Below are 25,153 nucleotides of genomic sequence, written 5' to 3'. Positions count from 1 at the left end.
ATAATGGAAGATGCCAGCACAGCCACCGATGCTGTTCCCGACGCGGCCGCCAATGCGGTGGTTTCCGCGTCCGCCATTCCCGCCGACGAACTGGCGCGGCTGACCGACGACATCGTTTCGGCGCTGAAGACGGTCTACGACCCGGAAATCCCGGCCGATATCTACGAGCTTGGCCTCGTCTACAAGATCGACATCGAGGACGACCGCTCAGTCAAGATCGACATGACGCTGACCGCGCCCGGCTGCCCGGTGGCCGGCGAGATGCCGGGCTGGGTTGAGAACGCCGTCGGCGCCGTCGAAGGCGTGTCGGGCGTCGAGGTCAACATGACATTCGACCCGCCCTGGTCGCCCGATCGCATGTCGGAAGAGGCGCAGGTGGCGGTGGGCTGGTACTGACGTCGAGTCCGGCACACTTGCGCCAGTGGTAAAACTTCACCATTTTAGGTGAGGAATCATTCGGCAGGCCTTGAACCTGCATGGAATGGAGAAGGAAAAAGATGGGACGCTTTGCCGTCATCACGATGACCGAAAAGGCCGCCGACCGGGTGCGCGAGATCGTTGCCACGCGTGAGAATGCGCATGGCATTCGCCTCGGTATCAAGAAGGGCGGTTGCGCCGGCATGGAATACACGGTTGACCTGGTGACCGAACCCAATACCAAGGACGACCACATCGAGCGCGACGGCGCCCATGTCTATGTCGCGCCGGAAGCAGCACTTTTCCTGTTCGGCACCGAGATGGATTTCGAGCAGACGACGCTGCGCACCGGCTTCACCTTCCGCAACCCGAACCAGAGCTCGGCCTGCGGCTGCGGCGAATCCGTCGAACTGAAGCCGGCCGACCTCAAGGCGCTGGCAGAAGCACGCGCCTCCGCCTGACCTTCCTTCGTCCCGTTTACGGGGAGAAGGTGTCCCCCAGGGCCGGATGAGGGGCAGCGATAGCCCCGCTGCCGGCGTTCGTCATTCGAAAAGCCGCGCAATTGGCTTCCCGCCTGCTGCGCAGACCACTCCTCACCTCCCTTAGAACGCAGCGAAGACACTCACTCCACCCACGTCCCGGTCCGCTTATGCCAGGCGGCGATCGATTCCTCGGGATAGACGTCGAACACCTTGTCGCTCGGCCCGACATCGGGCTCGACCCAGTTGGCCTTGTATTTCAGCATCAGATGCACCTTGCTTGGCGGTTTCGGCAGGTCGCTGTCGATCGCCGAGGCGAAGGGATGGACGAGTTCCGGCCAGGTCGGGTCGTAGAGCCACAGCGCCGATCCGCATTTGCGGCAGAAATTGCGCTCTCCGGTCGAGATTTCGCAATGCGGATGTTCGTCGTCCTCGATCTCGGCCCGATAGACGCCGAGGCTGCTCTTGCCGCGGATGGTCATCGTCTCGTAGTCGGCGCCGAGATTGATGGCAAAACCGCCGCCGCCCTGCTGCTTGCGGCAGATCGAGCAGTAGCACAGCATGAACGGCACGGGCGTGTGGCTTTCCACCTCGAAACGAACGGCATTGCAGCGGCAGGAGCCTTTGAGCAGGACAGGCATGACGGGAAACTCCGGTCGATCCCCTTTCAACCTGTCAGCATGGTTTTGGTTGCGGCGATGACAAGGCCGGATCGCGGTGACATGATCCGCGCATGGACAATGAACGCATAGAAGAACTCTTCCAGAGCCTGGGCCCGGTCAGCATCCGCAAACTGTTCGGCGGCAAGGGCATCTATGCCGACGGCGTCATCGTCGCCATCGTGTTGCGCGGCGAATTGATGCTGAAAGCGGACGAGCAAAGCGCGCCCGACTTCGAGGCCGCCGGCTGCACGCAGTGGACCTACACCGGGTCCCGGCACGGCAAGCTGGTGGCGATGCCCTATTGGAGCATTCCCGACAGTGCCTTCGACGACCCCGACGAGATGGCGGTCTGGGCGCGGCGGGCCTATGAGGCGGGGCGAAGGGCGGGGAAGTGAAGCGCAGCCGTCGAGTTCCTTCACACCCCCCTCTGGCCTGCCGGCCATCTCCCCCGCAAGGGGGGAGATTGCCAGTTTCACTGGCGGCCTGTTTCTTCAACGTTGAAAATTGGCGAAAGCCGGTGTGACGTCTGATCTCCTCCTTGCGGGGGAGATGTCCGGCAGGACAGAGGGGGGGTGCCGTCCCGCCCACATCGGCCTACAGCGCCCTGGCAATCCGCGCCGCCAGCCGAGCATTGTTTTCCACCAGCGCGATGTTGGTCTTCAGGCTCCGGCCGCCGGTGAGTTCGAGGATTTTGGAGAGCAGGAATGGCGTCACCGCCTTGCCGGTGACGTTGAGCGCCTCGGCGGCCTTCTGGGCGGCCTCGATGTAGCCGGCCATCTCGCCGGCCGGGATTTCGTGATCCTCCGGCACCGGATTGGCGATCAGCATGCCGCCGCTCAGGCCCAGCGCCTGTCGCGTCTTGTAGAAATGCGCGATCTCTTCCGGCGCGTGCAAGGTCAGCGGCGCGCGGAACGGCGACTGCCGCGACCAGAAGGCCGGCATGGTCTCGCAGCCATGGCCGATCACGGGCACGCCGCGGGTCTCCAGCACCTCCAGCGTCTTTTCGATGTCGAGGATGGCCTTGGCCCCAGCCGAGACGACGATGACGGGCGTGCGCGCCAGCTCATCGAGATCAGCCGAAATGTCGAAGCTTTTTTCGGCGCCCTTGTGCACGCCGCCGATGCCGCCGGTGGCGAACACCCTTATCCCAACCATATGCGCGGCGATCATTGTGGCGGCAACCGTGGTGCCGCCGGTGCGCCCTTGCGCGACGGCGAAGCCGAGATCGGCGCGAGAGAGCTTCATGGCGTCGCCGGTCATGGCGAGCGATTCGCGTTCTCCGTCGGAGAGGCCGATCTTGATGCGGCCCGCCACCACGGCGATCGTCGCCGGCACCGCGCCGCCGTTCGCAATGATCCTTTCCACGTCGGCCGCCATGGCGCCATTGTCGGGGTAGGGCATGCCATGGGTTATGATGGTGCTTTCCAGCGCAACCACGGGCTTCCCGGCGGCCAAGGCTTGCGCCACCGGCGCGTGGACATCGATGAAGGGGCGGGCGGTGTCTGGGGTCATCTGGATCTCCAATCCGAAGTGCGGCGCATCCTTTCGGATGCCGGTCTCATGCCATTTCCTGCTCTTCGGGCACAAGAGCCAGCGCTTGCGCGAAAGTCGCCGTGGTGAAATCGGGAACGGCGCCCGCGCTTTCAATAGCCAGCGTCGCGGCGGCGACGCCCTCGCGCAGCGCCGCGCGCAAGGGCATGCCGCGCAGTAGGGCGGCGACCGTCGCGCCGGCAAGCGCATCGCCGGCGCCGGTGACGTCCACGACCTTTCTTGGAGGGGGCGGGACGACGGCAAAGCTGCCGTCGCGGTCGAAGCCCAGCACCGGGCCGCCGCCCGCCGTGACCACCGCGCTGTCGAGGCCGGCGCTTCTCAGCCCGTCGAGGACAGTTTTTTGAGAGGCGGCATCGTCAAGCCCGGCAAGCGCCACCGCCTCGCGCCTGTTCATGAAGGCGACGGCCAGGCCGCCGAGCACTGGTGTCAAGCGCACGACCTTGGCCGGTGAAATGGCAATGGCGAACACGGGCTTGCCGGCGGCAAGCGATACCAGCCGCTCCAGAGCCGCCGATGGCAGATTGACGTCGCACAGGACGGCATCTGCGGCGGCGATCTCCTCCCTCACCCTGGAGCGGCGGATCTGCTTTGCAAATGCCAGCTCATAAAGCGCCATGTCGGCAAAGCCGACGAGCAGTTCGCCCTCGCGGTCGATCAGCGCCGTATAGCTCGGCGTCGTGCGGTCGAGGAACACCGCGGACAGGTCGGCAATGCCTGCTTCGGCGATGGCGCGCGAAACCGTGTCGGCGGCGGCATCGCCGCCGCGCACCGACAGCAACGAGCCCGAGACGCCTCGCCGCACCGTGCTGCGCAATGCGTTGAAGACGCCGCCGCCAACGTCCTCGCGCATCGTGCCCGGGTTGGAGGCAGCCGGCACGTAAGCGCCGGACACCTGGCCGCGCCTGTCGATATGGGCGCCGCCCACCGCCAGGACTCTTGGAGATCTCACCATGCGCCGATATGACCTTTGTTGGCGGTCACGCACAAGCGCCATGCTGTGCGACGGAGCTTCGCAGGCAACAACCAGCGATTCGTGAGGCCGGCACGGCGAACCAGCCTGGCCTAATATTCGGGTCATGCTGGAGCCGAATCGTGAGACAAAAAAAGAACAAATCAGGATGTTGCTTATTTTTCAAATGCTTGATCCCTCTTGCCAAATGAGAACAAAAAAGGTACAAATAACCAAGGATTACGGATTGTCCGGCCTTCATTGACGACTACGGGGTGATGTATCATGGCTCAGAACAGCTTGCGGCTTGTAGAGGATAAGGCAGTGGACAAATCAAAGGCTCTGGATGCGGCGCTGTCGCAAATCGAGCGGGCTTTCGGCAAGGGCTCGATCATGCGGCTCGGCGCGAACGAGCAGGTCGTCGAGATCGAAACCGTGCCGACCGGCTCGCTCGGCCTCGACATCGCGCTTGGCGTCGGCGGCCTGCCGCGCGGCCGCATCATCGAGATCTACGGGCCGGAAAGCTCGGGTAAGACGACGCTGGCGCTGCACACGGTGGCGGAAGCCCAGAAGAAGGGCGGCATCTGCGCCTTCGTCGATGCCGAGCATGCGCTCGATCCGGTCTATGCCCGCAAGCTCGGCGTCGATCTCGAAAACCTCCTGATCTCGCAGCCTGACACTGGCGAGCAGGCGCTTGAGATCTGCGATACGCTGGTGCGCTCCGGCGCCATCGATGTGCTGGTGGTCGATTCGGTCGCGGCGCTGACGCCGCGCGCCGAAATCGAGGGCGAGATGGGCGATTCGCTGCCCGGCCTGCAGGCCCGCCTGATGAGCCAGGCGCTGCGCAAGCTGACCGCCTCGATCTCGCGCTCCAACACCATGGTCATCTTCATCAACCAGATCCGCATGAAGATCGGCGTCATGTTCGGCTCGCCCGAAACCACCACCGGCGGCAATGCGCTGAAATTTTACGCCTCGGTGCGTCTCGATATCCGCCGCATCGGCTCGGTCAAGGACCGCGACGAGGTCGTCGGCAACCAGACCCGCGTCAAGGTGGTCAAGAACAAGCTGGCGCCGCCCTTCAAGGTGGTCGAGTTCGACATCATGTACGGCGAAGGCGTGTCGAAGACAGGCGAGCTGGTCGATCTCGGCGTCAAGGCCGGCGTGGTCGAGAAGTCGGGCGCCTGGTTCTCCTACAATTCGCAGCGTCTCGGCCAGGGCCGCGAGAACGCGAAGCTGTTCCTGCGCGACAATCCCGATACGGCGCGCGAGATCGAACTTGCGCTCAGGCAGAACGCCGGACTGATCGCCGAGAAATTCCTTGAGAATGGCGGCTCCGAAGGTGGCGATGATGGGTTCGAGGATGAAGCCGGCGCGATGTAAGCGTTCGCCGGCGCAATTCAAGCGTTCGCCGGCGCGATCTAGCGTTCGGTTTATGGCCCGAGTTCGGCCATAATCCCGGTTCATCAATTTGAGCTTATGTAATCGAGTTCTGTAGTATTGCGTTTCGAACCGCCGGCCCCGTGCCGGCGGTTTGCGTTTTGGGTGGCTGGTGAACCGCGAATTGGCCGGCTTGCGTGTTTCTGGACAGGGTGCCAAGCGGCGGCTAAAAGGCCAGCTCCATCTTCTAAAGCAGAGCCCATTTTCCGCCGGTCCGGCCGGCGGCTCTCTCGAAAAGGCAGCATTCATGAGTGGCGTGAACGAGATCCGGTCGACATTTCTCGACTATTTCCGCAAGGAGGGTCACGAGGTCGTGGCGTCGAGCCCGCTTGTACCGCGCAACGATCCGACGCTGATGTTCACCAATGCCGGCATGGTGCAGTTCAAGAACGTCTTCACCGGCCTGGAGAAGCGGCCCTATTCGCGTGCCACGACCGCCCAGAAAAGCGTTCGCGCCGGCGGCAAGCACAACGACCTCGACAATGTCGGCTACACCGCGCGCCACCTGACCTTCTTCGAGATGCTCGGCAATTTCTCCTTCGGCGACTATTTCAAGGAGCGCGCCATCGAGTTGGCCTGGAACCTCATTACCAGGGAGTTCGGGCTTAAGAAGGACAAGCTGCTCGTCACCGTCTACCACACCGACGACGAGGCGGCCGGCTTCTGGAAGAAGATCGCCGGCTTTTCCGATGATCGCATCATCCGCATCCCAACCTCCGACAATTTCTGGGCGATGGGCGACACCGGGCCGTGCGGGCCATGCTCGGAAATTTTCATCGATCGCGGCGAGCACATCTGGGGCGGTCCGCCCGGCACCCCGGAGGAGGATGGCGACCGGTTCCTGGAATTCTGGAACCTGGTGTTCATGCAGTACGAGCAAGTGACGAAGGACGAGCGCATTGACCTGCCGCGCCCGTCGATCGACACCGGCATGGGGCTGGAGCGCATGGCCTCCATCCTGCAAGGCGTGGAAAGCGTGTTTGAGACCGACCTGTTCCGCCATCTGATCGATGCGGCGTCGTCCGCGCTCGGTCGCGGTCCCGACGCCGAGACCGTCGCATCCTATCGCGTCATAGCCGATCACCTGCGCTCGTCGTCGTTCCTGGTCGCAGACGGCGTGCTGCCATCGAATGAAGGCCGCGGCTATGTGCTGCGCCGCATCATGCGCCGCGCCATGCGCCATGCACAGCTGCTCGGTGCGAACGAGCCGCTGGTGTGGAAGCTGGTGCCGGCGCTGGTTCGCGAGATGGGTCAGGCCTATCCGGAACTGGTGCGCGGCGAACAGCTGATCACCGAGACGCTGAAGCTTGAAGAGACCAGGTTCCGCAAGACACTGGTGCGTGGCCTCGGTTTGCTGTCGGAGGCGACGGAAAAGCTCGGCGCCGGCGACATGCTGGACGGCGAGACGGCCTTCAAGCTTTACGACACCTATGGCTTCCCGCTCGACCTGACGCAGGATGCGCTGCGCCAGCGCAACATCTCGGTCGATCTTGCCGGCTTCACCAATGCGATGGAGCAGCAGAAGGCAGAGGCGCGTAAGCACTGGGCGGGCTCCGGCGAGGCGGCGACCGAAGCGGTCTGGTTCCCGGTGCGCGAAAAATCCGGCGCTACCGAATTCCTCGGCTACGAGACCGAGCAGGCGGAAGGCATTATCCAGGCGCTTGTCCGCGACGGCAAGACCGTCGACAGCGCCGGCAAGGGCGAAGCGGTAGCCGTAGTCGTCAACCAGACGCCGTTCTATGCCGAATCCGGCGGCCAGATGGGCGACACCGGAACCATTTCAGGCGAAGGCTTCTCGATCGAGATTTCCGATACGCAGAAGAAGGCCGACGGGCTGTTCGTGCATCTCGGCAAGGTGGTCAGCGGCACTGCCAGGACGGGTGCCGCCGTCGAGCTGAAGGTTGACCATGCGAGGCGCTCCAGGCTCCGCGCGAACCATTCCGCGACGCATCTGATCCATGAGGCGCTGCGCGAGGTGCTGGGCACCCATGTCGCACAGAAGGGTTCGCTGGTCGCGCCCGAGCGCCTGCGCTTCGACATCTCGCACAACAAGCCCATCTCGCCCTCGGAACTCGAGGAGGTCGAGCGCATGGCCAATGAGATCGTGGTGCAGAACAGCCCGGTGATCACGCGCCTGATGTCGGTCGACGATGCCATTGCCGAAGGCGCCATGGCGCTGTTCGGCGAGAAATACGGCGATGAGGTGCGCGTCGTGTCTATGGGCACGGGCCTACATGGCGCCAAGGCCAACCGCCCCTATTCGGTCGAGCTTTGCGGCGGCACGCATGTCAGGGCAACCGGTGACATCGGCCTGGTGCGCGTCGTGTCCGACAGCGCCGTCGCCGCAGGCGTGCGCCGCATCGAGGCGCTGACGGGCGAGGCCGCGCGCAAGCATCTCGACGAACAGGACCGGCGGCTGAAGGCGGCCGCGGCAACACTGAAAATCTCGCCGGCCGACGTGCCGGCGCGTGTTGAAGCCCTGCTCGAAGAGCGCAAGAAGCTCGAGAAGGAGCTCGCCGAAGCGCGCAAGAAGCTGGCGCTGGGCGGCGGGTCGCCCGCTGACGCGCCGGCCGCCAACGAGACCGTCGCGGGCGTCGGCTTCCTCGGCAAGTCGGTTTCCGGTGTCTCGCCGAAGGATCTGAAGCCGCTCGCCGATGCCGGCAAAAGCTCGCTCGGCTCCGGCGTGGTCGTGTTTGTCGGTGCGGGCGAGGACAACAAGGCGAGCGTCGTGGTCGCTGTCACCGATGATCTCGTCGGCCGCTTCAGCGCCGTCGACCTGGTGCGCGTCGCCTCCGCGGTACTCGGCGGGCAGGGCGGCGGCGGCCGGCCCGACATGGCGCAGGCCGGTGGCCCCGATGCCTCGAAGGCCGACGACGCGATTGCTGCGGTGAGGGCGGCGCTGGAGGCGGCGTGATTCATTGCAGAATTGGGGGGCAACGCTCCAGGCCGGTTGCTTCCCTTCGAGGTCGCGCGGCCCCTCATGATGGGCGGCGCGACATCAATGATCGGCTGTCCGCGAAATCGTTGACCTGAATCGAATATCGCTGCGCTGCGCTGTCGCAGATCAGCCGGCCTTTTCAGTCCTGGCAAAGCTTGCCTGTTTAGCAATACAATCCCACCAGTCCTGTATGTCGGCAAAGCGAGCCAGCAGTTTGCGCCCTTCCGCCACCTTGACGAAATAGCCGATGATCGGTGCCGCATGCAGGTCGGCGAGCGTCAGTTGATTGCCGAGCAACCACGGCCCCGGGGATCTCAATGATGAGAGCGCCTGAAGGACCGTTCCTGCTTGTCGTAATCCGCTGACAATCAGCGCTTCGTCAGGCGACGCCTTCTCCAGCCGCTCCACGGCGACGTCCCAGACCATGGCCCGATAGCCATAAGCGTCGAGCATGCCGATGATCTGGTTCATCCGCGCGCGGCCGCGCGGATCGTTCGGCTGCAAGGGCGGTCCGTCGAAAGCTTCATCGACATAGCGCGTGATCGCGCTGGCCTCGAACAGGCGAAAACCGTCATGCTCGAAGGCCGGGATGCGGCCGAACGGGTGGTGCTCGAAATACCAGCCGGGGATGCCCTCGGCGGCAAAGACATCGACCGGCACAAGCTCATAGTCGACGCCCTTCTCCTCCAGCGCCATGCGCGCTATGCGCACGTAAACGCTGTAGTCCGCGCCGTAGAGGACCGGTTTGGCCATGTTGCCAGTCCTTTGCTTTCGATTTTCGTTGGCCCAAAAAAGCGAAGGCTCCTTCCGGAGCCTTCGGCGTGTTGAACCCGCGGGTGCCTACGCCATCGCCTTCTGCAAATTCTCGTCGATCTTGTCGAGAAATCCGGTGGTCGACAGCCAAGGCTGGTCGGGGCCGATCAGCAGCGACAGGTCCTTGGTCATGAAGCCGGATTCGACCGTCTGGATGCAGACCTTTTCCAGCGTTTCGGCAAAACGCTTCAATTCGGCATTGTCGTCGAGCTTGGCGCGGTGGGCCAGCCCCCGGGTCCAGGCGAAGATCGAGGCGATCGAATTGGTGGAGGTTTCCTCGCCCTTCTGGTGCTGGCGATAGTGGCGCGTGACGGTGCCGTGCGCGGCTTCCGCTTCCACCGTCTTGCCGTCCGGCGTCATCAGCACCGAGGTCATCAGGCCAAGCGAGCCGAAACCCTGCGCCACCGTGTCGGACTGTACGTCGCCGTCATAGTTCTTGCAGGCCCAGACATAGCCGCCCGACCATTTCAGGCTGGAGGCCACCATGTCGTCGATCAGGCGGTGCTCGTACCACAGCTTCTTGGACTTGAACTCGGCCTCGAACTCAGCCTCGTAGACCTCCTGGAAAATATCCTTGAAGCGGCCGTCATAGGCCTTGAGGATGGTGTTCTTGGTCGAGAGATAGACCGGGTAGTTGCGCAGCAGGCCGTAGTTCAGCGAAGCGCGGGCGAATTCGCGGATCGACTCGTCGAGATTGTACATGGCCATGGCGACGCCGGCGCCGGGCGCGTCGAACACGTCGTGCTCGATCACCTGGCCATCCTCGCCGACGAACTTGATCGTCAGCTTGCCCTTGCCGGGAAAACGGAAATCGGTGGCGCGGTACTGGTCGCCATAGGCGTGGCGGCCGACGATGATCGGCTTGGTCCAGCCGGGCACCAGCCGCGGCACGTTCTTCATGATGATCGGCTCGCGGAAGATGGTGCCGCCGAGAATGTTGCGGATGGTGCCGTTCGGCGACTTCCACATCTTCTTCAGCTTGAATTCCTCGACGCGCTGCTCGTCGGGCGTGATGGTCGCGCATTTCACGCCGACGCCGTATTTTTTGATGGCGTTGGCCGAATCGACGGTCACCTGGTCGTTGGTGGCGTCGCGATGCTCGATGCCGAGGTCGTAATATTCAAGCTTGAGGTCGAGATAAGGGTGGATCAGCTTGTCCTTGATGAACTGCCAGATGATGCGGGTCATCTCGTCGCCGTCGAGTTCGACGACCGGGTTCGCCACCTTGATCTTCGCCATGGAAAGAATGCCTCGTTGCTGGGAAATGGGACGGCCTTGCCCGCGTGGCGTTCGGCCGGGGATGCGCCCCTATATCAAAGCGTTTTTGGCCGCGCAAACGACGATCGGTCACGAAAGCGAAGCGATCGCCCCGCCATTTGCGAATGGTTCATTTTCGCGGCCGAATATGGCAGGGGACGCTGAAATGCCGCAAACAGCAGTTCATTGACAATCATGCCCGTCACCAAAGATTCCGATACCGCTTCAGTCGCCAGCCCCGCCATCATCCTCGTGGAGCCGCAGCTCGGCGAGAATATCGGCATGGTTGCGCGCGCCATGGCCAATTTCGGCCTGGTCGAACTTCGCCTCGTCAACCCGCGCGACGGCTGGCCGAACGAGAAGGCGCGGGCGGCGGCCAGCCGCGCCGACCATGTCATCGACGCCGTCAAGGTTTTCGACGATCTCGCCACGGCGATGGCCGACCTGAATTTCGTTTTCGCGACCACCGCAAGGCAACGCGACGGCTTCAAGCCCGTGCGCGGGCCGGTCGAGGCGGGCAGGGTGCTCCGGGCTCGCCATGGCATGGGTCAGCGAACCGGCATCCTGTTCGGCCGCGAGCGTTTCGGCCTCTATAATGACGAGGTTGGCCTCGCCGACGAGATCGTCACTTTTCCGGTCGATCCCGATTTTTCCTCGCTCAACATCGCCCAGGCCGCGCTTCTCATGTCCTACGAGTGGATGAAATCCGGCCTCGAGGACGAGACCAAGACCAACTTTACGGGTCCGGACATGAAGCCGGCCAGCAAGGAAGAACTGCACGGCCTGTTCGCCTATCTCGAAGGCGCACTCGAAGCGCGCGGCTATTTCCGGCCGGCGCCGAAGAAGCCGAAGATGGTTGACAATCTGCGCGCCGTATTGACCCGGGCGGGATTTGCCGAGCCGGAGCTCAAGGTGCTGCGCGGCATCATCTCGTCGCTGGACAGGTTCTCGCCGGCGATGCCGCGCGGCGACGGCTCTCCGGGAGATGATCCAAGGCGGCTTCCGGCAGCGGCGCGCGCCGGCGGTCCCGGCCGCAAGACCAATGCGGATCGTCAGGTGGCCGATGACGACGACAACGCCGCGCCGCCGCTCGGCGGCAAGGGAACCGACAATGACTGATCAGCCGATCCTGATGTTCGATTCCGGCATTGGCGGGCTGACTGTGCTGCGCGAGGCGCGCGTGCTGATGCCCGACCGCCGCTTCGTCTACATCGCCGACGATGCCGCCTTCCCCTTTGGCGCCTGGGAGGAACCGGCGCTGCGGGTCCATATTCTCGACCTGTTCGGCAAATTGCTCGACCGGTTCGCCCCGGCCATCTCGGTCATCGCCTGCAACACCGCCTCGACGCTGGTGATCGATGCGTTGCGCGAGAGATTTCCCGGCCATCCCTTTGTCGGCACCGTGCCTGCGATCAAGCCGGCGGCGGAGCGTACCCGCTCCGGCCTCGTCTCCGTGCTGGCGACGCCGGGCACGGTGAAACGGCAATACACGCGCGACCTGATCAGCAAATGGGCGCAGAAGTGCCATGTCCGGCTGGTCGGTAGCGACCGCCTGGCGGGGCTGGCCGAAGCCTATATGCGCGAAGGGTTCGTCGACGAGGAAGCCGTGCGCGCCGAGATCTCCCCGTGTTTCATCGAGCGCGACGGCATGCGCACCGACATCGCCGTGCTCGCCTGTACGCACTATCCTTTTCTGGTCAACCGCATGCGCAAGACCGCACCCTGGCCGGTCGACTGGATCGATCCTGCCGAAGCGATCGCCCGGCGGGCGATGTCGCTGCTGTCGCCGGTCAATGGACCGTTGCCGCATGGTGAGCCGGACATCGCGGTCTTCACGTCCGGCAAGGCGGATTTTGCCACCAGCCGTTTGATGCAGGGCTTTGGACTGGCGGTCGCCTGATTTCCGGAACATTGGCGAGGCCGTTTCGTTTTCTCCCAGGCAATGAAGGGAGAAAAACCATGCCTGCCACCTCGAAAGCCCAGCAGAAGGCCGCCGGCGCCGCATTGTCGGCCAAGCGCGGCGAGACCAAGAAGAGCGAGCTCAAAGGCGCTTCCAAAGGGATGTACGAATCCATGAGCGAAAAGCAGCTCGAGGAATTCGCCGAAACCAAGCGCAAGGATCTGCCGGAGAAAAAGAAGCACTGAGGGAAGCGCTATTTGGCAACGCCCTTTGTGAAGGGCTCGTCCAATGGCAAGAAATAGGCCCGCGACGGGGTCGCAGGCCTTGATGTTATTGTCTGGTCAATGGCCGACGTAATCAGCGCCAGTGGCGGCTGTTAGCGCCAGTGGCAGCTGTTAGCGCCGGTGGCAGCTGTTAGCGCCAGTGGCAACGTCGCACTTTTTGGCGAATGACATGGCGGTGACCATGGCTCCAGACGACGCGCTTCCTGACCACAATCCGGCATACCTGATGAGGCCGGTGGCCTTGCCAATGCCTTGCCATCGCCGGCTCAGGAGTAATGACGGCCATCGATCCGGCCAACACCGTCGCACCAGTCAGGCTTAGAAAGAACTTCTTCATCCGAATTCAGGCTCCTCTGCTCAAGTCCCTTCCTGGAGCGGTTCAGCTTCGGGGAATCGCCGCCCCGCTCCGGTTTTTTTACACAATCCCGGGTAGAAACCGCTAGCGCTTTCCGGGAATTGTTCTAATACCGCGGGCGCGACAACCTCCCGCCGGATGCGACACCGCATTGAACAACAACACTGAAAATCGTAGATGGTCGCGGGGCGGCGCCAGTTGGAACCTTGACAGCGGTTAAATCTCTGTTTAACAGCGCTCCCAACACCGGGCCGCAACGCCCGGTGGTTTGTTTTGCATGCGCAAGACCTCGACGGAAGCCAGTCTGTTTTCCAAGGTCTTGTTTGAACTGACGTGTCCCGTGGGTTTTTCGCCGCGTTGCGTGGAAAAACCCTGTCAGGTCTCGAAAACGGAGGCCAGAGGAGGGCGCGTTTCCTTCACCCGGACCATGAGGCTCCGGGTTATGTTGTTTTGAAAGGGAATGCGATGAGCAAGCGCGAATCCGCGAAGTACAAGATCGACCGCCGTCTCGGCGAAAACATCTGGGGCCGCCCGAAGTCCCCGGTCAACAAGCGTGAATACGGCCCCGGCCAGCACGGCCAGCGCCGCAAGGGCAAGCTTTCCGATTTCGGCCTGCAGCTGCGCGCCAAGCAGAAGCTGAAAGGCCACTATGGCGACGTTTCGGAAAAGCAGTTCCGCAAGGTCTATGAAGAGGCCGATCGCCGCAAGGGCGACACCTCGGAGAACCTGATCGGCCTGCTCGAGTCGCGTCTGGACGCGGTCGTCTATCGCGCCAAGTTCGTTCCGACCATTTTCGCCGCCCGCCAGTTCGTCAACCACGGCCACGTCAACGTCAACGGCAAGCGCGTCAACATCGGCTCGTACCGCTGCAAGCCGGGCGACGTCGTCGAAGTGCGTGAAAAGTCGAAGCAGCTGGTGATCGTCCTGGAATCGGTCGGCCTCGCCGAGCGCGACGTGCCGGACTACATCGAAGCCGATCACAACAAGATGACCGCGACCTTCTTGCGCATCCCGGGCCTGGCGGACGTTCCGTTCGCCGTCCAGATGGAACCGAACCTCGTCGTCGAATTCTATTCGCGTTAAGCGAAGGCTTTTTGCGAGACCGGAAGGGGCCGCCCATCGAGGCGGCCTTTTCTTTGTCGGCCATGTCCGCTAATCCGGGCGGCAACGAAGCTCCGAACGTTCGTTGCTCCAGGATTTGGAACCGACGCCATGAACATGCTGCCAGACGCTCAATCGCTTGAGCAGGCCGCCGACATCGAAGGCGGTTTTCACCCGCTGTTCGCCGATGTGCCGTCTTCGGTCGAGTTCAACAAATTGCGCAAGCGGCTGCTGCGGCTGACCCGCCAGGCGATCGAGGATTTTTCGATGGTCAGGCCAGGCGAGCGCTGGCTGGTGGCCCTGTCGGGCGGCAAGGATTCCTACGGCCTGCTTGCCATGCTGCTGGACCTCAAATGGCGCGGCCTGCTGCCGGTGGAGCTGCTGGCCTGCAATCTCGACCAGGGCCAGCCGAACTTTCCCAAGCACATCCTGCCCGATTACCTCAATGCCCACGGCATTGCACACCGCATCGAATACCAGGACACCTACTCCGTCGTCACCGACAAGCTGCCGCAGGGCAGCACCTATTGCTCGCTCTGTTCACGCCTGCGGCGCGGTCATCTCTATCGCGTAGCCCGAGAGGAGGGGTGCTCGGCGCTGGTGCTCGGCCATCATCGCGAGGACATTCTCGAAACCTTCTTCATGAACCTGTTCCACGGCGGCCGTCTCGCCGCCATGCCGCCAAAGCTGCTCAACGACGAGGGCGACGTCATGGTGCTGCGGCCGCTGAGCTATTGCGCCGAAATCGATCTGGAAAAGCTCGCCGCGGCGATGCGGTTCCCGATCATCCCTTGCGATCTCTGCGGCAGCCAGGAAGGTCTCCAGCGCAACGCCATGAAGGCCATGCTCGACGATATCGAAAAGCGCATGCCCGGGCGCAAGGACACGATGCTGCGTGCGTTGTCCAACACCAGGCCGTCGCATCTGCTCGACAGGAAACTGTTCGATTTCGCCGCACTCGATGAAACGCTCTCCAGCAGGCAAGACATTTCCGATGACATTTGACGATACCGCGATCGACTGGCTGGCCAGCACCCTGGCCGAAGCAGCCGAAGCCGAAATCATGCCGCGCTTTCGCCGGTTGGGCGGCGGCGACGTCCGCCAGAAGACGTCGGCCGCCGACCTGGTGACGGAAGCCGACGTCAGTGCCGAGCGGCTGATCACCGCCAAGCTGCGTGAGCGCTACCCAACGGCCATGATTGTCGGCGAGGAAGCCTGTTCCGACAATCCGGCGCTGCTCGACGGTCTTGGCGATGCCGATCTGGCTTTCACCATCGACCCGGTGGACGGCACTTTCAATTTCGCTTCCGGCGTGCCGTTGTTCGGCGTCATGCTGGGTGTCGTGGTCCGGGGTGAGACCGTCGCAGGCATCATCCACGATCCGGTCGGCAAGGACTGGCTGATCGGCGCCAGGGGCGCCGGCAGCCATATCAGGCACGCGCATGGCAACCTGGAAAAAGTGCGTGTCGCGGCGCCCGTGCCGATCTCGGGAATGACCGGCTCCGTCTCCTGGCAGTACATGGCCGAACCAGAGCGGTCGCGGCTGGCGCGCAACCAGACGAAAATCCTGTCGCAATTCGCCTATCGCTGCGCCGCGCATGAATATCGCCTGCTGGCCAGCGGCCATGCCCATTTCGTCGTTTACAACAAGCTGATGCCGTGGGACCATCTGCCCGGTGTCCTGATTCATGCCGAGGCCGGCGGCCACGCCGCGCGTTTCGACGCCAGTGCCTACCTACCGTCGCATGTCGGCGGCGGCCTGCTTGTCGCACCCGACCGGGAAAGCTGGCGCGAGTTGCGCAGCGAACTCTGGGCGCAATAGCCGGCTGCCAATTCGATTACCCAGCCGAGCGCCGCAAAGGCGACAATTCAATGCAGATCGGCAATGTGCCCCGAGACGGGTTGATTCTGCGGCTGGAACATCTTGCCGCGTTCGGCGATGAAGATCATCAGCAGGGCTGCGACCGAGACGCTGCAGAAGCCGGCGGCCAATGGCGTCACCGTGCCGTTGAAAGCCTGGCCGATCAGCGTGCCGAGAATGCCGCCGAGAAACGTCTGCATGAAGCCCAGGATGGACGAGGCCGTGCCGGCCAGCTGACCAAGCGGCTCCATAGCCAAGGCATTGAAATTCGCGCCGAGCGCACCGAAAGGGAGCATGGCGCAGGCAAAGAAGGTGACGAACAGCCAGAGCGGCATCTTCATTTCCAGCGAAACGACCAGCCAGGCCAGGCTGATGACCAGAAACAACAGCAGCGCGCTCTGCGACAGGCGGCGCATGCCGATGCGGCCGACAAGACGCGAGTTCAGATAGTTGGAGAAGGCGAGCACGCCGGCAACGCCGGCAAAGATGACCGGAAACAATTCGCCGACATTGAATATGTCGACATAAATCTGCTGCGCCGAGGCGATGAAGCCGAACATGGCGCCGAAGATGAACGTACTGGCGAAGGCATAGCAGATCGCGACGCGGTTGGTCAGCACGATGCGGAACCCGCCGACAATGGCATTGACGGTCAATGGCCGGCGATATTCCGGATGTAGCGTCTCGGGCAGGCGCAGCAGCGACCAGGCCGAGACGACAAGCGCGCCGACGGCCATGGTGACGAAGATCAAATGCCAGGTCGCGAACAGCATGATGAACTGGCCGATGCCGGGAGCAATCACCGGGATCGCCATGAACACCATGAAGATCAGCGACATCACCTCGGCCATGCGCCGGCCATCGAACGTGTCGCGCACGATCGAGACGGCGATGACGCGGGTCGCGGCCGCACCGATGCCTTGCACGGCCCGGCAAAGTAGAAGCGTTTCAAAGCTTGGCGATATGGCGGCCGCGGCGGCCGCCGCCACATAAATGATCAGGCCGGCGACAAGCGGCGCACGGCGCCCGAATCGGTCCGAGAGCGGTCCGAAAAACAGCTGTCCGCCGCCAAAACCCAGAATATAGGCGGTGATGACATATTGCCGGTGGTTTTCGTTCTCGACGCCAAGCGAGGCGCCGATCTGCTGCAGCGCCGGCAGCATGATGTCGATGGCCAGTGAATTGAGCGCCATCAGCGCCGCGCACAGCGCGATGAACTCCCAGCGCGGAATGGGCAATTTGCTTGCCGATTGCGGTGCTGACGTCTGCTGGTCCACGGCAAGTCCGATCTCTCAAACGAAAACGCGCCGGTGGCCCGGCGCATTGGCTCGTCCTGGTCCGGGTCCCGGACGCAAAATTGCCGAGGCGGGGCTGCCCCGGTGCTCAGGGCATGTCGACGGCGACATGCCCAACCGAAATCAGGCGGCGCCTTTGACGCTCACGCCCTTCTCGACAAGGAATGTCTGCAACTCGCCCGCCTGGAACATTTCGCGCACGATGTCGCAGCCACCGACGAATTCGCCCTTTACATAGAGCTGAGGGATCGTCGGCCAGTTGGAGTACTCCTTGATGCCCTGGCGCAGTTCGGCCGAATCCAGCACGTTCACGCCTTTGTAGTCGGCGCCGATATAGTCGAGGATCTGGACAACCTGGCCGGAAAATCCGCACTGCGGGAAACCGGGCGTGCCCTTCATGAAAAGCACGACGTCGTTGCCCTTCACTTCGTTGTCGATGTAGTCGTTGATGCCGCTCATGGAATATCCTTTCCCGCCTGTGGGAGTCAGGCTCGAAGCTTTTCCATCAGATAAACCCATAGGTTGCCCGAAACAAGACTTTAGCCGCGTGGTGGCGTGAATGGCGCAAAAGATGCGGCGTTTTGGGCCAAGCGACTTTGGCGTTGGAAGCCCTAGTCCGGCACGCTGGTCTGCAGCGCCAGCGCGTGCAGCACGCCGCCCATATTGCCCTTCAGCGCGTCATAGACCATCTGGTGCTGCTGCACGCGGCTTTTTCCGCGAAAGCTCTCGGCGACCACTTCGGCCGCATAGTGATCGCCGTCGCCGGCAAGGTCACGGATGGTCACCCTGGCGTCCGGGATCCCCTCCTTGATCAGTTTTTCAATGTCGCGGGCATCCATTGCCATGGCAAATTCCTGTTTTTAGGGCGGGCTGCGGCGTGGCTGCCCGTGCGATGAGAGTCGGGGTGAACCTAAAGCCTTTCCGGCTGGGATTGAAGCCGTTCCGTCCAGCCCCAGCGCGATGGTGACTCACGACGCGTTCTCGCTCTGACCGCCGGCGTCGTCTGCGGGCTCGTCCTCGGGCGTCGAGAAGGTCCGCCCAAGGCTGAAGGTCAGCACATAGAGGGGAAGGTTGATCGCCAGGTTGGCAATCGGCAGGTAGGCGGTCATCCGCCAGACGGGCGAGAAGAACGGCTGGCCGTAGCCATCGCAGGCCAGCGAGGAGCCATACTCCCACAGTGCCCCCAATGCGGCCGCGACGGCGAAAAGTTTTATGCAGGTGAAGATGTGCCTTGTCCGTGCCCGGTCCGGCAGAAGCCGGCTCCAAAGCACCAGGCAGACAAGCGGAACTGCATAGAAAAGGTTTTGCAGGCCAAGCATCGGAAGCGTGTCGTTGGCCGCGGCGAGGAACTCCGCGCGTGTATCCAACCGGACGCAGACCTCGCTCGATGTCGTCGACAGCAGGAAAAAGACGAACGGGCCGAGAAACCAGAAGAAGAACAGCGATGGCCAGAAGACGACTGCAAGCAGTGCCCGGACGGCCAGTTTCCTGTGGTTGAGCATGATTTTTCCGAAAAAATCGTTTCCCACTTTTCGGGATCACGCTCTGCTCAAATGGTCTGATCCATGAAGCGCGGGAACCAGCCTTCGTGCGCGGCGGTCAATTCGCCGAGCGGGATCGCCCGTGCCTCGCCGAGTTTCAGCGTGTTGCCGCCGGTCGAGCCGATCCAGGGCGCGAAAATACCGAGTTCGCCTTGCTGTTTGCGGATCGCGTCCCAGTCCTCACTGTCTGGATCGATTGACAGCGTGAGGAGATAGCGGCCCTGGTCCTCGCCGAACCAGACCGGAATAGGATCGGTGCCGGCCAGTCCGGGGACCGTCGCGCCGATGCCTGATGCCATCGCCATCTCGGCCAGCGCGACCGCAATGCCGCCGTCGGAAACGTCGTGAGCCGCGGTGACGATGCCGGACGCGATGAGGGCGCGCACATGGTCGCCGACACGCTTTTCATGGTCGAGGTCGACCGGCGGCGGCGGGCCGTCGCTGCGGCCGTGGATGTCGCGCAAGTAGACCGATTGGCCGAGATGCGTGCCCCATGAGGCCGGCGCGCCGACCAGCAGGATCATCTGGCCTTGCGCAGCGAAGCCGGCCCGCACCATCTTCGACCAGTCGGCGATCAGCCCGACGCCGCCGATGGTCGGCGTCGGCAGGATGCCCTGGCCATTGGTTTCGTTGTAGAGCGAGACATTGCCGGAAACGATCGGGAAGCCGAGCGCGCGGCAGGCATCGCCAATGCCCTTCACCGCGCCGACCAACTGACCCATGATCTCCGGCCGTTCCGGATTGCCGAAATTGAGATTGTCGGTGGCGGCCAGCGGCAGCGCGCCGGTGGCGGTCAGATTGCGCCAGCATTCGGCCACCGCCTGCTTGCCGCCCTCATAGGGATCGGCCTCGCAATAGCGCGGCGTCACGTCCGACGAGAAAGCCAGCGCTTTGGTCGGATGGCCTTCGACCCGCACCACGCCGGCATCGCCACCGGGAAGCTGCAGCGAATTGCCCTGGATCAGCGTGTCGTACTGTTCCCACACCCAGCGGCGCGACGACAGGTCAGGGCCGCCGAGCAGCTTCAGCAGTGCGTCGGCGACATCGGCCTGCGGAATGTCATTGGCCGCAAGCGGCGCCGGCTTCTTCGGCTCGACCCACGGACGGTCATATTCCGGTGCCTTGTCGCCGAGATCCTTGATCGGCAGGTCCGCAACCTGATCACCCTGATGCAGGACGCGAAAGCGCAGATCGTCGGTCGTCTTGCCGACAATGGCGAAGTCGAGCCCCCATTTGTGGAAGATCGCCTCGGCCTCCTTTTCCTTTTCGGGGCGCAGCACCATCAGCATGCGCTCCTGGCTTTCCGACAGCATCATCTCGTAGGCGCTCATGCGCTCCTCGCGCACCGGAACCTTGTCGAGCTCGAGCTCGATGCCGAGATCCCCCTTGGCGCCCATCTCGACCGCCGAGCAGGTAAGGCCGGCAGCACCCATGTCCTGGATAGCGATGACCGCACCGGATGCCATCAGTTCGAGACATGCTTCAAGCAGGCACTTTTCGGTGAAGGGATCGCCGACCTGCACGGTCGGGCGCTTCTCGTCGATCTTGTCGTCGAATTCGGCCGAGGCCATGGTGGCGCCGCCTACGCCGTCGCGACCGGTCTTGGCGCCGAGATAGACGACCGGCAGGCCGACGCCCTTGGCCTCCGACAGGAAAATCGCGTCCGTCTTGGCAAGACCCGCGGCAAAAGCGTTGACCAGGATATTGCCATTGTAGCGGGCGTCGAAATTGACCTCGCCGCCGACCGTCGGCACGCCGAAGGAATTGCCGTAGCCGCCGACGCCGGAAACCACTCCCGCCACCAGGTGCCTGGTCTTGGGATGATCGGGAGCACCGAAGCGCAAGGCGTTCATCGCCGCGATCGGCCGCGCGCCCATGGTGAAGACGTCGCGCAATATGCCGCCGACGCCTGTCGCCGCCCCTTGGTAGGGTTCGATAAAGGAGGGGTGGTTGTGGCTCTCCATCTTGAAGACGACGCAGTCGCCGTCGCCGATATCGACCACGCCGGCATTCTCGCCGGGCCCCTGGATGACCCGCGGACCGGTCGTCGGCAGCGTGCGTAGCCATTTCTTCGAGGATTTATACGAGCAATGCTCGTTCCACATCGCCGAGAAGATGCCAAGTTCGGTGAAGCTCGGCTCGCGCCCGACGAGGTCGAGGATGCGCTGGTATTCGTCTGGCTTCAGCCCGTGCGCGGCAATGAGCTCGGGCGTGATCGGCACGGAATTGGAAATGGTCATGGGCAGCGGTTTTTATCCGTGGGAGCTTGGGATTTTGAGTCTCCTCTTATCGCAAGCTTTGCGGCCGATACACCCACGGACTGACGAAAAGTGGCTGAATCCGGAGAAAGCCGCGGCGCCTTGAACGCGCGTCCCACCGGACCGGACTCAACCGATGCGCCTCGGTCTTGCCTGGAGGCATGCCGTCGTCCTGAACCGCCGGCGCTCCAAGGCGATGCGGATCAGGAAAAACTGTCGTAGCCGGCGCGGCCTTCGTCGAGGAGCCTCCGGATCGCCGCAACGCCGTCCGCGATGTCCTTGCGCTGCCTGGGCTGCGAAATGCCGAAGCGCACGGCGTGGAAGACCTGCTCGGAACGGCCCGCCTTGAACTCGTCTTCGTCGTCGATCAGCACGCCGTGCTCGAGGCAGGCGTTCTTGAACGTGCCGGAAAGCCAGGGGTCGGGCAAGGTCAGCCAGACAAAGGGTATATTGTCCCGCGACTTGAACTCGAAGCCGGCCAAAGTCTCGCGCACGATGGCGGTGCGGGCGTTGATTTCGGCGATGGCGCGTTTGCGTATGTCCGCGGCCTGGCCCGACAGCACCAGCCGGGCATTCACCTCGGCCAGCAGGAAAGGCATGCCGCCGGTCATCATCTTGTGGGCAACACGGATGCGATGGCGATAAGCAGGCGGGCAGGAAAGCCAGCCGCCGCGAACGCCAGCCGCTACCGATTTCGACAGGCCGCCTGCGACGATGGTGCGCTCGGGTGCATAGTCGGCCAGCATTGGCGTCGGATCTTCGGTCAGGCCGCCGTAAAGATCGTCCTCGATAATGACGACATTGTATTCACGCGCGATCCGCGCGATTGCCTCACGTCGCGCTGCCGGCAGGATCGCCAGCGTCGGATTCTGCACCGTAGGCATCAGAAAGATCATCTTCGGGTGCTTTTGCGCGCAGACGCGCTCGAAATCGTCGGCGTTGAGACCCTGATGGTCCGATGCCACCAGCGCCGTGCGACGACCGATCAGGCCGGCGCTGCGCGAAATCTGCGAATAGGTCAGGTGCTCGAAGGCGACGTAATCGCCGGGCGTGGTCAGTGCGGCGATCGCCGCCATGACAGCGGCATGGGTGCCGAGCGTCGGCACGATCGTATCGGCGCTCGGTCGAAACGAGTTGCGCGACAGCCAACTGGCGCCGGCCTCGAACCAGCGCTCGGGAAAATCCCGCGTGTAGCTCGAAATCTCATGCGCATGATCCGAAGCCGTGCGCGACAGCACTTCGGTGACGATGGCGCCCTGGCCGACATCGGGCGCCGCGGTGCTGTCGAAGCGCAGCTTGCCGCGCGGCGCATCGATGTCGCGCGTGCCTTGCGCGTCCGGCGCTATGAAGTCGGGCTTCGCGTTCTGCCGGCCGAGGACATAGGTGCCGCGCCCGACCTCGCCGCTGACCAGCCCGCGCTCGCGCAACAATTGATAGGCCCTGCCGACCGTGCCGACGGTTGCGCCGATGTCATAGGCGAGATCCCGCTGCGGTGGCAGCTTTGCCCCGGCGTCGATCACGCCGCGGTCGATATCTGACTCAATGCTGTCAGCAAGGCGCTGATAAAGCGGGCCGGAGCTGGCGGTGAGGTCGGGAAGCCAATTTGTCATGGTGACAATTTTGTATATTGCGTCGAACGACGAGTCAATTCACATGCATTGTGTGGAATAAAAGAGTGCAATTTGCAGCTTTGGTAGAGCGAAGATGGATACAATCGAGACAATCAGCCAGACAGCCGCAGGATTGTTCGCCGCGCGACCTGTGGGCCGCGGCGGCTTTGTCAGCCGCATCGTGCGTATGGTCAAATCGCTGGGGCGCTGGATCGACGGCCTGCTGGAGCGCAGGCGCAGCCGGCTCGCCTTGCTGGACATGACCGACGATCAGTTGAAGGACATCGGCATTTCCCGCTGCGACGCCCATCGCGAAGGGATCAGGCCATTCTGGGAATGAACAGGCGCGATGCTGTGTTCAATCCTGCTTGCGTGGCTGCACAACTGGCGCCCTGATCCGCGACAGGCCGCGGTCCGCAAGCACGGCGCCAACGCATAGCGCCAGGAAAAGGGCGGTGATGGCCAGCGAGGCGATGGCGACGCTGGCGATGCCGTTCCTGGCGGCATCGAGGAACGGGTAGGGCACTTCGCCTGTTATGGACGCCCGCGCCAGCGCATAGGCCAGATAGGCGAGCGGATAAAGCATCCACCAGGAAACGTCTTGCCATCGCGTCTTGCCGTCGGCACCGGCGGCCAGCCACCACAGCACGAACAGTGCAGGCGTCACATAGTGCAGCAGCACGTCGCACAGCAGGAACAGGCCCTGCGGCTGCCAGAGGCGTGCCAGCACGGTGGCGTAGACCATGAAGACCACGGTGATGGCGACGGCGACGCCTGCCCGCATCCGCGCTCCGGCAAAGGCCGGAAACCAGGCATGGCCGGCGGGCGACAGCAGCGACGCATGGACGAGCACCGCACCGATGTTGGTCAGGATGGTAAAGAAGCTGAAGTAGAAGACGACCGAACCGATCAGGCCGCGGCCGGCTTCCATCGAGGCCGGAACGGTGATCGAGAACTGCAGGAAAAGACCGGCCAGCCCTGCGACCAGACCCGCGACCTGCAGCAGCCGGCCCATCTTACGCGGCGGCGGCGCAGGCCGGATTGCCGGCCTGCCAGCGGGCGATGTCGGAGCCGATGCGCGCGCCGAGCGGCTCGGCCATCAGCGGACCGAACACGTCTACACGGCTCGAATTGCCTTGCGCCTGCACCACCAGCAGCGGCTTGCCGCCATAATGCTTGGCCGGCACCAGCAGGAAGCGCGGCGTGCCGCTGAACGAATTCAGCTCATTGGCCATCTGGTAGGATTTGAAGGCCGGGTCCTTGCTGGCGATCCAGCATTTGTGGGCGGAGATCGCCACCTGTTCCATGGCCAGCAGCGCCGCGCTCTTGCCGGAAGGCGGCGGAGCGCTCTTCGGACCCGACTGGCAGGATGCCAGCGCAAGGCCGGCGGCAGCCAGGAGAGCAAAGCGAGCAATCGTCAGTCTCATCGTCAGGCCGCCCCCAGGTTCTGAAAGAATTTCGGAAGATATCAGGCGGCGATGCCGAGCGCGCCTTCGAACAACGCCCGCCCGTCATTGCCGCCATGTGCCGCTTCGATCAGGTTCTCGGGATGCGGCATCAGGCCCAGCACGTTGCCCTGGCTGCTGATGATGCCAGCGATGTCGTTGATCGAGCCGTTGGGATTGGTGCCGTCCGCATAGCGGAACACCACCTGGCCTTCGCCTTCCAGGCGTGCAAGCGTCTCGGCATCGGCGAAGTAGTTGCCGTCGTGATGCGCCACCGGCGAGCGGATGATCTGGCCCGGCTGGTAGCGGCGGGTGAACATGGTGTTGGCGTTGGCGATCTCGAGCTTCACCTGCCGGCAGACGAATTTGAGCGAGGAGTTGCGCATGAGCGCTCCCGGCAGCAGGCCGGCCTCGACCAGGATCTGGAAACCGTTGCAGACGCCGATGACCATGACGCCCTTGGCCGCCTTTTCAGCGACCGCCCGCATCACCGGCATGCGCGCCGCGATCGCGCCGCAGCGCAGATAGTCGCCGAAGGAGAAGCCGCCGGGAATGGCGATCAGGTCGACATCCGGGATTTCGGTGTCGGTTTGCCAGACCGTGGCTGGCGCCTTGCCGGAAATCTTGGTCAGCGCCGCGATCATATCGCGGTCGCGGTTAAGGCCAGGCAGGAGGACGACGGCTGATTTCATTTTGGTTCGTAAGGCCTCTGGGTTTCGGCAAGTTGGGGCATCCGTGCCTCCGGCACAACCTCAGGTAAGCGTCACACTATAGTTCTCAATCACCGTGTTCGCCAGCAGTCTGTCGCACATGGCCTTGAGATCGGCCTCGGCCTTGGCCTTGTCGGTCCCGGCGAGCTCGACGTCGAACACCTTGCCTTGCCGCACCGAGCCGATGCCCTCAAAACCTAGCCCCGACAGCGCATGCTCGATCGCCTTGCCTTGCGGGTCCAGCACGCCGTCTTTGAGGGTTACGGTGATACGGGCTTTCATCGATG

28 protein-coding genes are annotated in these 25,153 nt (G+C 63.3%); 12 read left to right on the top strand and 16 right to left on the bottom strand.

The annotated features are described in order from the left end of the window. Nucleotides 1-3 precede the first annotated feature (3 nt). Together FJ972_RS19565 and sufA are read left to right on the top strand one after the other, a co-directional pair. Complete coding sequence (locus FJ972_RS19565; RefSeq protein WP_140493873.1) at nt 4-396, top strand: SUF system Fe-S cluster assembly protein; 393 nt, start codon at nt 4-6, stop codon at nt 394-396. 101 nt (nt 397-497) lie between these two features. Next, nucleotides 498-878, top strand: coding sequence for a Fe-S cluster assembly scaffold SufA (sufA, locus tag FJ972_RS19560; RefSeq protein WP_006206001.1), 381 nt, complete (start codon nt 498-500; stop codon nt 876-878). A gap of 161 nt (nt 879-1,039) precedes the next feature. Here sufA and FJ972_RS19555 read toward each other — a convergent pair whose 3' ends face one another. Next, complete coding sequence (locus tag FJ972_RS19555) at nt 1,040-1,537, bottom strand: GFA family protein (protein ID WP_140522036.1); 498 nt, start codon at nt 1,535-1,537, stop codon at nt 1,040-1,042. 92 nt (nt 1,538-1,629) lie between these two features. Here FJ972_RS19555 and FJ972_RS19550 point away from each other — a divergent pair, with 92 nt between their 5' ends. Continuing rightward, a complete protein-coding gene (locus tag FJ972_RS19550) occupies nt 1,630-1,953 on the top strand; it encodes a TfoX/Sxy family protein (RefSeq protein WP_140522038.1) in 324 nt (107 codons plus the stop codon). 199 nt (nt 1,954-2,152) lie between these two features. Here the strand turns inward: FJ972_RS19550 and FJ972_RS19545 are convergent, their stop codons facing one another. Together FJ972_RS19545 and FJ972_RS19540 are read right to left on the bottom strand one after the other, a co-directional pair. Further along, a complete protein-coding gene (locus tag FJ972_RS19545) occupies nt 2,153-3,070 on the bottom strand; it encodes a pseudouridine-5'-phosphate glycosidase (protein ID WP_140522040.1) in 918 nt (305 codons plus the stop codon). 46 nt (nt 3,071-3,116) lie between these two features. Next, complete coding sequence (locus tag FJ972_RS19540) at nt 3,117-4,061, bottom strand: carbohydrate kinase family protein (protein WP_140522042.1); 945 nt, start codon at nt 4,059-4,061, stop codon at nt 3,117-3,119. Between the two features lie 282 nt (nt 4,062-4,343). Between FJ972_RS19540 and recA the strand changes: the two genes are divergently transcribed. Further along, a complete protein-coding gene (gene recA, locus FJ972_RS19535; RefSeq protein WP_010909075.1) occupies nt 4,344-5,441 on the top strand; it encodes a recombinase RecA in 1,098 nt (365 codons plus the stop codon). 304 nt (nt 5,442-5,745) lie between these two features. Beyond that, nucleotides 5,746-8,412: an alanine--tRNA ligase gene (gene alaS / locus FJ972_RS19530; protein WP_140522044.1), complete on the top strand. Its 2,667-nt coding sequence runs from the start codon at nt 5,746-5,748 to the stop codon at nt 8,410-8,412. A 150-nt stretch (nt 8,413-8,562) separates the two neighbouring features. Here alaS and FJ972_RS19525 read toward each other — a convergent pair whose 3' ends face one another. Both FJ972_RS19525 and FJ972_RS19520 read right to left on the bottom strand, forming a co-directional pair. Then, nucleotides 8,563-9,189: a glutathione S-transferase family protein gene (locus FJ972_RS19525; RefSeq protein ID WP_140493859.1), complete on the bottom strand. Its 627-nt coding sequence runs from the start codon at nt 9,187-9,189 to the stop codon at nt 8,563-8,565. Nucleotides 9,190-9,276: 87 nt separating this feature from the next. Continuing rightward, the gene (locus tag FJ972_RS19520; RefSeq protein WP_140493857.1) at nt 9,277-10,488 is read right to left on the bottom strand and encodes an NADP-dependent isocitrate dehydrogenase; all 1,212 of its coding nucleotides are present in this window, start codon (nt 10,486-10,488) and stop codon (nt 9,277-9,279) included. A 213-nt stretch (nt 10,489-10,701) separates the two neighbouring features. Between FJ972_RS19520 and FJ972_RS19515 the strand changes: the two genes are divergently transcribed. From FJ972_RS19515 to FJ972_RS19505, 3 genes are read left to right on the top strand one after another with little or no spacing between them, the layout of a single operon-like run. Then, complete coding sequence (locus FJ972_RS19515) at nt 10,702-11,625, top strand: RNA methyltransferase (protein ID WP_140493855.1); 924 nt, start codon at nt 10,702-10,704, stop codon at nt 11,623-11,625. Further along, entirely contained in the window at nt 11,618-12,406 is a 789-nt protein-coding gene (gene murI / locus FJ972_RS19510) for a glutamate racemase (RefSeq protein WP_140493853.1), read from the top strand. Before FJ972_RS19515 ends, murI begins: the two co-directional genes overlap by 8 nt. A 59-nt stretch (nt 12,407-12,465) precedes the next feature. Further along, nucleotides 12,466-12,651, top strand: coding sequence for a DUF3008 family protein (locus tag FJ972_RS19505; protein WP_140493851.1), 186 nt, complete (start codon nt 12,466-12,468; stop codon nt 12,649-12,651). Between the two features lie 169 nt (nt 12,652-12,820). Here the strand turns inward: FJ972_RS19505 and FJ972_RS19500 are convergent, their stop codons facing one another. After that, a complete protein-coding gene (locus FJ972_RS19500; RefSeq protein ID WP_140522046.1) occupies nt 12,821-13,027 on the bottom strand; it encodes a hypothetical protein in 207 nt (68 codons plus the stop codon). 483 nt (nt 13,028-13,510) lie between these two features. Between FJ972_RS19500 and rpsD the strand changes: the two genes are divergently transcribed. The 3 genes from rpsD (at nt 13,511) to FJ972_RS19485 (ending at nt 15,968) form a co-directional block, all read left to right on the top strand. After that, nucleotides 13,511-14,128 (top strand): 30S ribosomal protein S4, encoded by a 618-nt coding sequence (rpsD, locus tag FJ972_RS19495; protein WP_140522048.1) that lies wholly within the window; start codon nt 13,511-13,513, stop codon nt 14,126-14,128. A 129-nt stretch (nt 14,129-14,257) separates the two neighbouring features. Further along, complete coding sequence (gene ttcA, locus FJ972_RS19490; RefSeq protein ID WP_140493845.1) at nt 14,258-15,151, top strand: tRNA 2-thiocytidine(32) synthetase TtcA; 894 nt, start codon at nt 14,258-14,260, stop codon at nt 15,149-15,151. After that, complete coding sequence (locus FJ972_RS19485) at nt 15,141-15,968, top strand: inositol monophosphatase family protein (protein WP_140522050.1); 828 nt, start codon at nt 15,141-15,143, stop codon at nt 15,966-15,968. Before ttcA ends, FJ972_RS19485 begins: the two co-directional genes overlap by 11 nt. 47 nt (nt 15,969-16,015) lie before the next feature. Here FJ972_RS19485 and FJ972_RS19480 read toward each other — a convergent pair whose 3' ends face one another. The 6 genes from FJ972_RS19480 to FJ972_RS19455 form a co-directional block, all read right to left on the bottom strand. Next, nucleotides 16,016-17,284 (bottom strand): multidrug effflux MFS transporter, encoded by a 1,269-nt coding sequence (locus FJ972_RS19480; RefSeq protein WP_140493841.1) that lies wholly within the window; start codon nt 17,282-17,284, stop codon nt 16,016-16,018. Nucleotides 17,285-17,425: 141 nt separating this feature from the next. Then, nucleotides 17,426-17,761, bottom strand: coding sequence for a Grx4 family monothiol glutaredoxin (gene grxD, locus FJ972_RS19475; RefSeq protein WP_013532137.1), 336 nt, complete (start codon nt 17,759-17,761; stop codon nt 17,426-17,428). 152 nt (nt 17,762-17,913) lie between these two features. Then, nucleotides 17,914-18,147 carry a BolA/IbaG family iron-sulfur metabolism protein gene (locus FJ972_RS19470; protein WP_140493839.1) on the bottom strand — a complete coding sequence of 78 codons (234 nt, stop codon included), beginning with the start codon at nt 18,145-18,147 and terminating at the stop codon, nt 17,914-17,916. A 123-nt stretch (nt 18,148-18,270) separates the two neighbouring features. Next, on the bottom strand, nt 18,271-18,804 hold the full coding sequence (locus FJ972_RS19465; protein ID WP_140522052.1) for a hypothetical protein: 534 nt from the start codon (nt 18,802-18,804) through the stop codon (nt 18,271-18,273). A 47-nt stretch (nt 18,805-18,851) separates the two neighbouring features. Beyond that, nucleotides 18,852-21,083: a phosphoribosylformylglycinamidine synthase subunit PurL gene (purL, locus tag FJ972_RS19460; RefSeq protein ID WP_140522054.1), complete on the bottom strand. Its 2,232-nt coding sequence runs from the start codon at nt 21,081-21,083 to the stop codon at nt 18,852-18,854. Between the two features lie 221 nt (nt 21,084-21,304). Further along, the gene (locus FJ972_RS19455; RefSeq protein WP_140493832.1) at nt 21,305-22,711 is read right to left on the bottom strand and encodes a PLP-dependent aminotransferase family protein; all 1,407 of its coding nucleotides are present in this window, start codon (nt 22,709-22,711) and stop codon (nt 21,305-21,307) included. Nucleotides 22,712-22,805: 94 nt separating this feature from the next. On the opposite strand from FJ972_RS19455, the gene FJ972_RS19450 reads away from it, so the two are divergent. Then, nucleotides 22,806-23,051 carry a DUF1127 domain-containing protein gene (locus tag FJ972_RS19450; protein WP_140522056.1) on the top strand — a complete coding sequence of 82 codons (246 nt, stop codon included), beginning with the start codon at nt 22,806-22,808 and terminating at the stop codon, nt 23,049-23,051. 18 nt (nt 23,052-23,069) lie between these two features. On the opposite strand, the gene FJ972_RS19445 is transcribed toward FJ972_RS19450, so the two are convergent. Genes FJ972_RS19445 through purS form a run of 4 tightly spaced genes read right to left on the bottom strand, consistent with a single transcriptional unit; the run spans nt 23,070 to nt 25,148 of the window. Next, entirely contained in the window at nt 23,070-23,726 is a 657-nt protein-coding gene (locus FJ972_RS19445) for a Pr6Pr family membrane protein (RefSeq protein WP_140522058.1), read from the bottom strand. A gap of 1 nt (nt 23,727) precedes the next feature. Continuing rightward, on the bottom strand, nt 23,728-24,138 hold the full coding sequence (locus tag FJ972_RS19440) for a hypothetical protein (protein WP_140517698.1): 411 nt from the start codon (nt 24,136-24,138) through the stop codon (nt 23,728-23,730). Between the two features lie 41 nt (nt 24,139-24,179). Then, complete coding sequence (gene purQ / locus FJ972_RS19435; protein WP_140493824.1) at nt 24,180-24,848, bottom strand: phosphoribosylformylglycinamidine synthase subunit PurQ; 669 nt, start codon at nt 24,846-24,848, stop codon at nt 24,180-24,182. A 60-nt stretch (nt 24,849-24,908) separates the two neighbouring features. Next, nucleotides 24,909-25,148 carry a phosphoribosylformylglycinamidine synthase subunit PurS gene (gene purS, locus FJ972_RS19430; protein WP_140522060.1) on the bottom strand — a complete coding sequence of 80 codons (240 nt, stop codon included), beginning with the start codon at nt 25,146-25,148 and terminating at the stop codon, nt 24,909-24,911. Nucleotides 25,149-25,153 lie beyond the last annotated feature (5 nt).

Source organism: Mesorhizobium sp. B2-1-1 (genome assembly GCF_006442975.2).
Classification (GTDB): domain Bacteria; phylum Pseudomonadota; class Alphaproteobacteria; order Rhizobiales; family Rhizobiaceae; genus Mesorhizobium.
The sequence above is the reverse complement of the archived record's forward strand: the minus strand, read 5'-3'. Positions and strand labels throughout refer to the sequence as shown.

Excerpts from the sequence above, each read along its gene's own strand:
- FJ972_RS19445 (WP_140522058.1), bottom strand. The coding sequence starts at position 23,726 with ATGGGCCGGCTGCTGCAGGTCGCGGGTCTGGTCGCAGGGCTGGCCGGT.
- FJ972_RS19565 (WP_140493873.1), top strand. The coding sequence starts at position 4 with ATGGAAGATGCCAGCACAGCCACCGATGCTGTTCCCGACGCGGCCGCC.
- FJ972_RS19545 (WP_140522040.1), bottom strand. The coding sequence starts at position 3,070 with ATGACCCCAGACACCGCCCGCCCCTTCATCGATGTCCACGCGCCGGTG.
- grxD (WP_013532137.1), bottom strand. The coding sequence starts at position 17,761 with ATGAGCGGCATCAACGACTACATCGACAACGAAGTGAAGGGCAACGAC.
- FJ972_RS19450 (WP_140522056.1), top strand. The coding sequence starts at position 22,806 with ATGGATACAATCGAGACAATCAGCCAGACAGCCGCAGGATTGTTCGCC.
- FJ972_RS19525 (WP_140493859.1), bottom strand. The coding sequence starts at position 9,189 with ATGGCCAAACCGGTCCTCTACGGCGCGGACTACAGCGTTTACGTGCGC.
- alaS (WP_140522044.1), top strand. The coding sequence starts at position 5,746 with ATGAGTGGCGTGAACGAGATCCGGTCGACATTTCTCGACTATTTCCGC.
- FJ972_RS19540 (WP_140522042.1), bottom strand. The coding sequence starts at position 4,061 with ATGGTGAGATCTCCAAGAGTCCTGGCGGTGGGCGGCGCCCATATCGAC.
- FJ972_RS19550 (WP_140522038.1), top strand. The coding sequence starts at position 1,630 with ATGGACAATGAACGCATAGAAGAACTCTTCCAGAGCCTGGGCCCGGTC.
- FJ972_RS19515 (WP_140493855.1), top strand. The coding sequence starts at position 10,702 with ATGCCCGTCACCAAAGATTCCGATACCGCTTCAGTCGCCAGCCCCGCC.
- FJ972_RS19455 (WP_140493832.1), bottom strand. The coding sequence starts at position 22,711 with ATGACAAATTGGCTTCCCGACCTCACCGCCAGCTCCGGCCCGCTTTAT.
- FJ972_RS19465 (WP_140522052.1), bottom strand. The coding sequence starts at position 18,804 with ATGCTCAACCACAGGAAACTGGCCGTCCGGGCACTGCTTGCAGTCGTC.
- FJ972_RS19555 (WP_140522036.1), bottom strand. The coding sequence starts at position 1,537 with ATGCCTGTCCTGCTCAAAGGCTCCTGCCGCTGCAATGCCGTTCGTTTC.
- purQ (WP_140493824.1), bottom strand. The coding sequence starts at position 24,848 with ATGAAATCAGCCGTCGTCCTCCTGCCTGGCCTTAACCGCGACCGCGAT.
- FJ972_RS19470 (WP_140493839.1), bottom strand. The coding sequence starts at position 18,147 with ATGGCAATGGATGCCCGCGACATTGAAAAACTGATCAAGGAGGGGATC.
- FJ972_RS19520 (WP_140493857.1), bottom strand. The coding sequence starts at position 10,488 with ATGGCGAAGATCAAGGTGGCGAACCCGGTCGTCGAACTCGACGGCGAC.
- FJ972_RS19505 (WP_140493851.1), top strand. The coding sequence starts at position 12,466 with ATGCCTGCCACCTCGAAAGCCCAGCAGAAGGCCGCCGGCGCCGCATTG.
- sufA (WP_006206001.1), top strand. The coding sequence starts at position 498 with ATGGGACGCTTTGCCGTCATCACGATGACCGAAAAGGCCGCCGACCGG.
- recA (WP_010909075.1), top strand. The coding sequence starts at position 4,344 with ATGGCTCAGAACAGCTTGCGGCTTGTAGAGGATAAGGCAGTGGACAAA.
- FJ972_RS19440 (WP_140517698.1), bottom strand. The coding sequence starts at position 24,138 with ATGAGACTGACGATTGCTCGCTTTGCTCTCCTGGCTGCCGCCGGCCTT.
- murI (WP_140493853.1), top strand. The coding sequence starts at position 11,618 with ATGACTGATCAGCCGATCCTGATGTTCGATTCCGGCATTGGCGGGCTG.
- rpsD (WP_140522048.1), top strand. The coding sequence starts at position 13,511 with ATGAGCAAGCGCGAATCCGCGAAGTACAAGATCGACCGCCGTCTCGGC.
- purS (WP_140522060.1), bottom strand. The coding sequence starts at position 25,148 with ATGAAAGCCCGTATCACCGTAACCCTCAAAGACGGCGTGCTGGACCCG.
- FJ972_RS19500 (WP_140522046.1), bottom strand. The coding sequence starts at position 13,027 with ATGAAGAAGTTCTTTCTAAGCCTGACTGGTGCGACGGTGTTGGCCGGA.
- purL (WP_140522054.1), bottom strand. The coding sequence starts at position 21,083 with ATGACCATTTCCAATTCCGTGCCGATCACGCCCGAGCTCATTGCCGCG.
- ttcA (WP_140493845.1), top strand. The coding sequence starts at position 14,258 with ATGAACATGCTGCCAGACGCTCAATCGCTTGAGCAGGCCGCCGACATC.
- FJ972_RS19485 (WP_140522050.1), top strand. The coding sequence starts at position 15,141 with ATGACATTTGACGATACCGCGATCGACTGGCTGGCCAGCACCCTGGCC.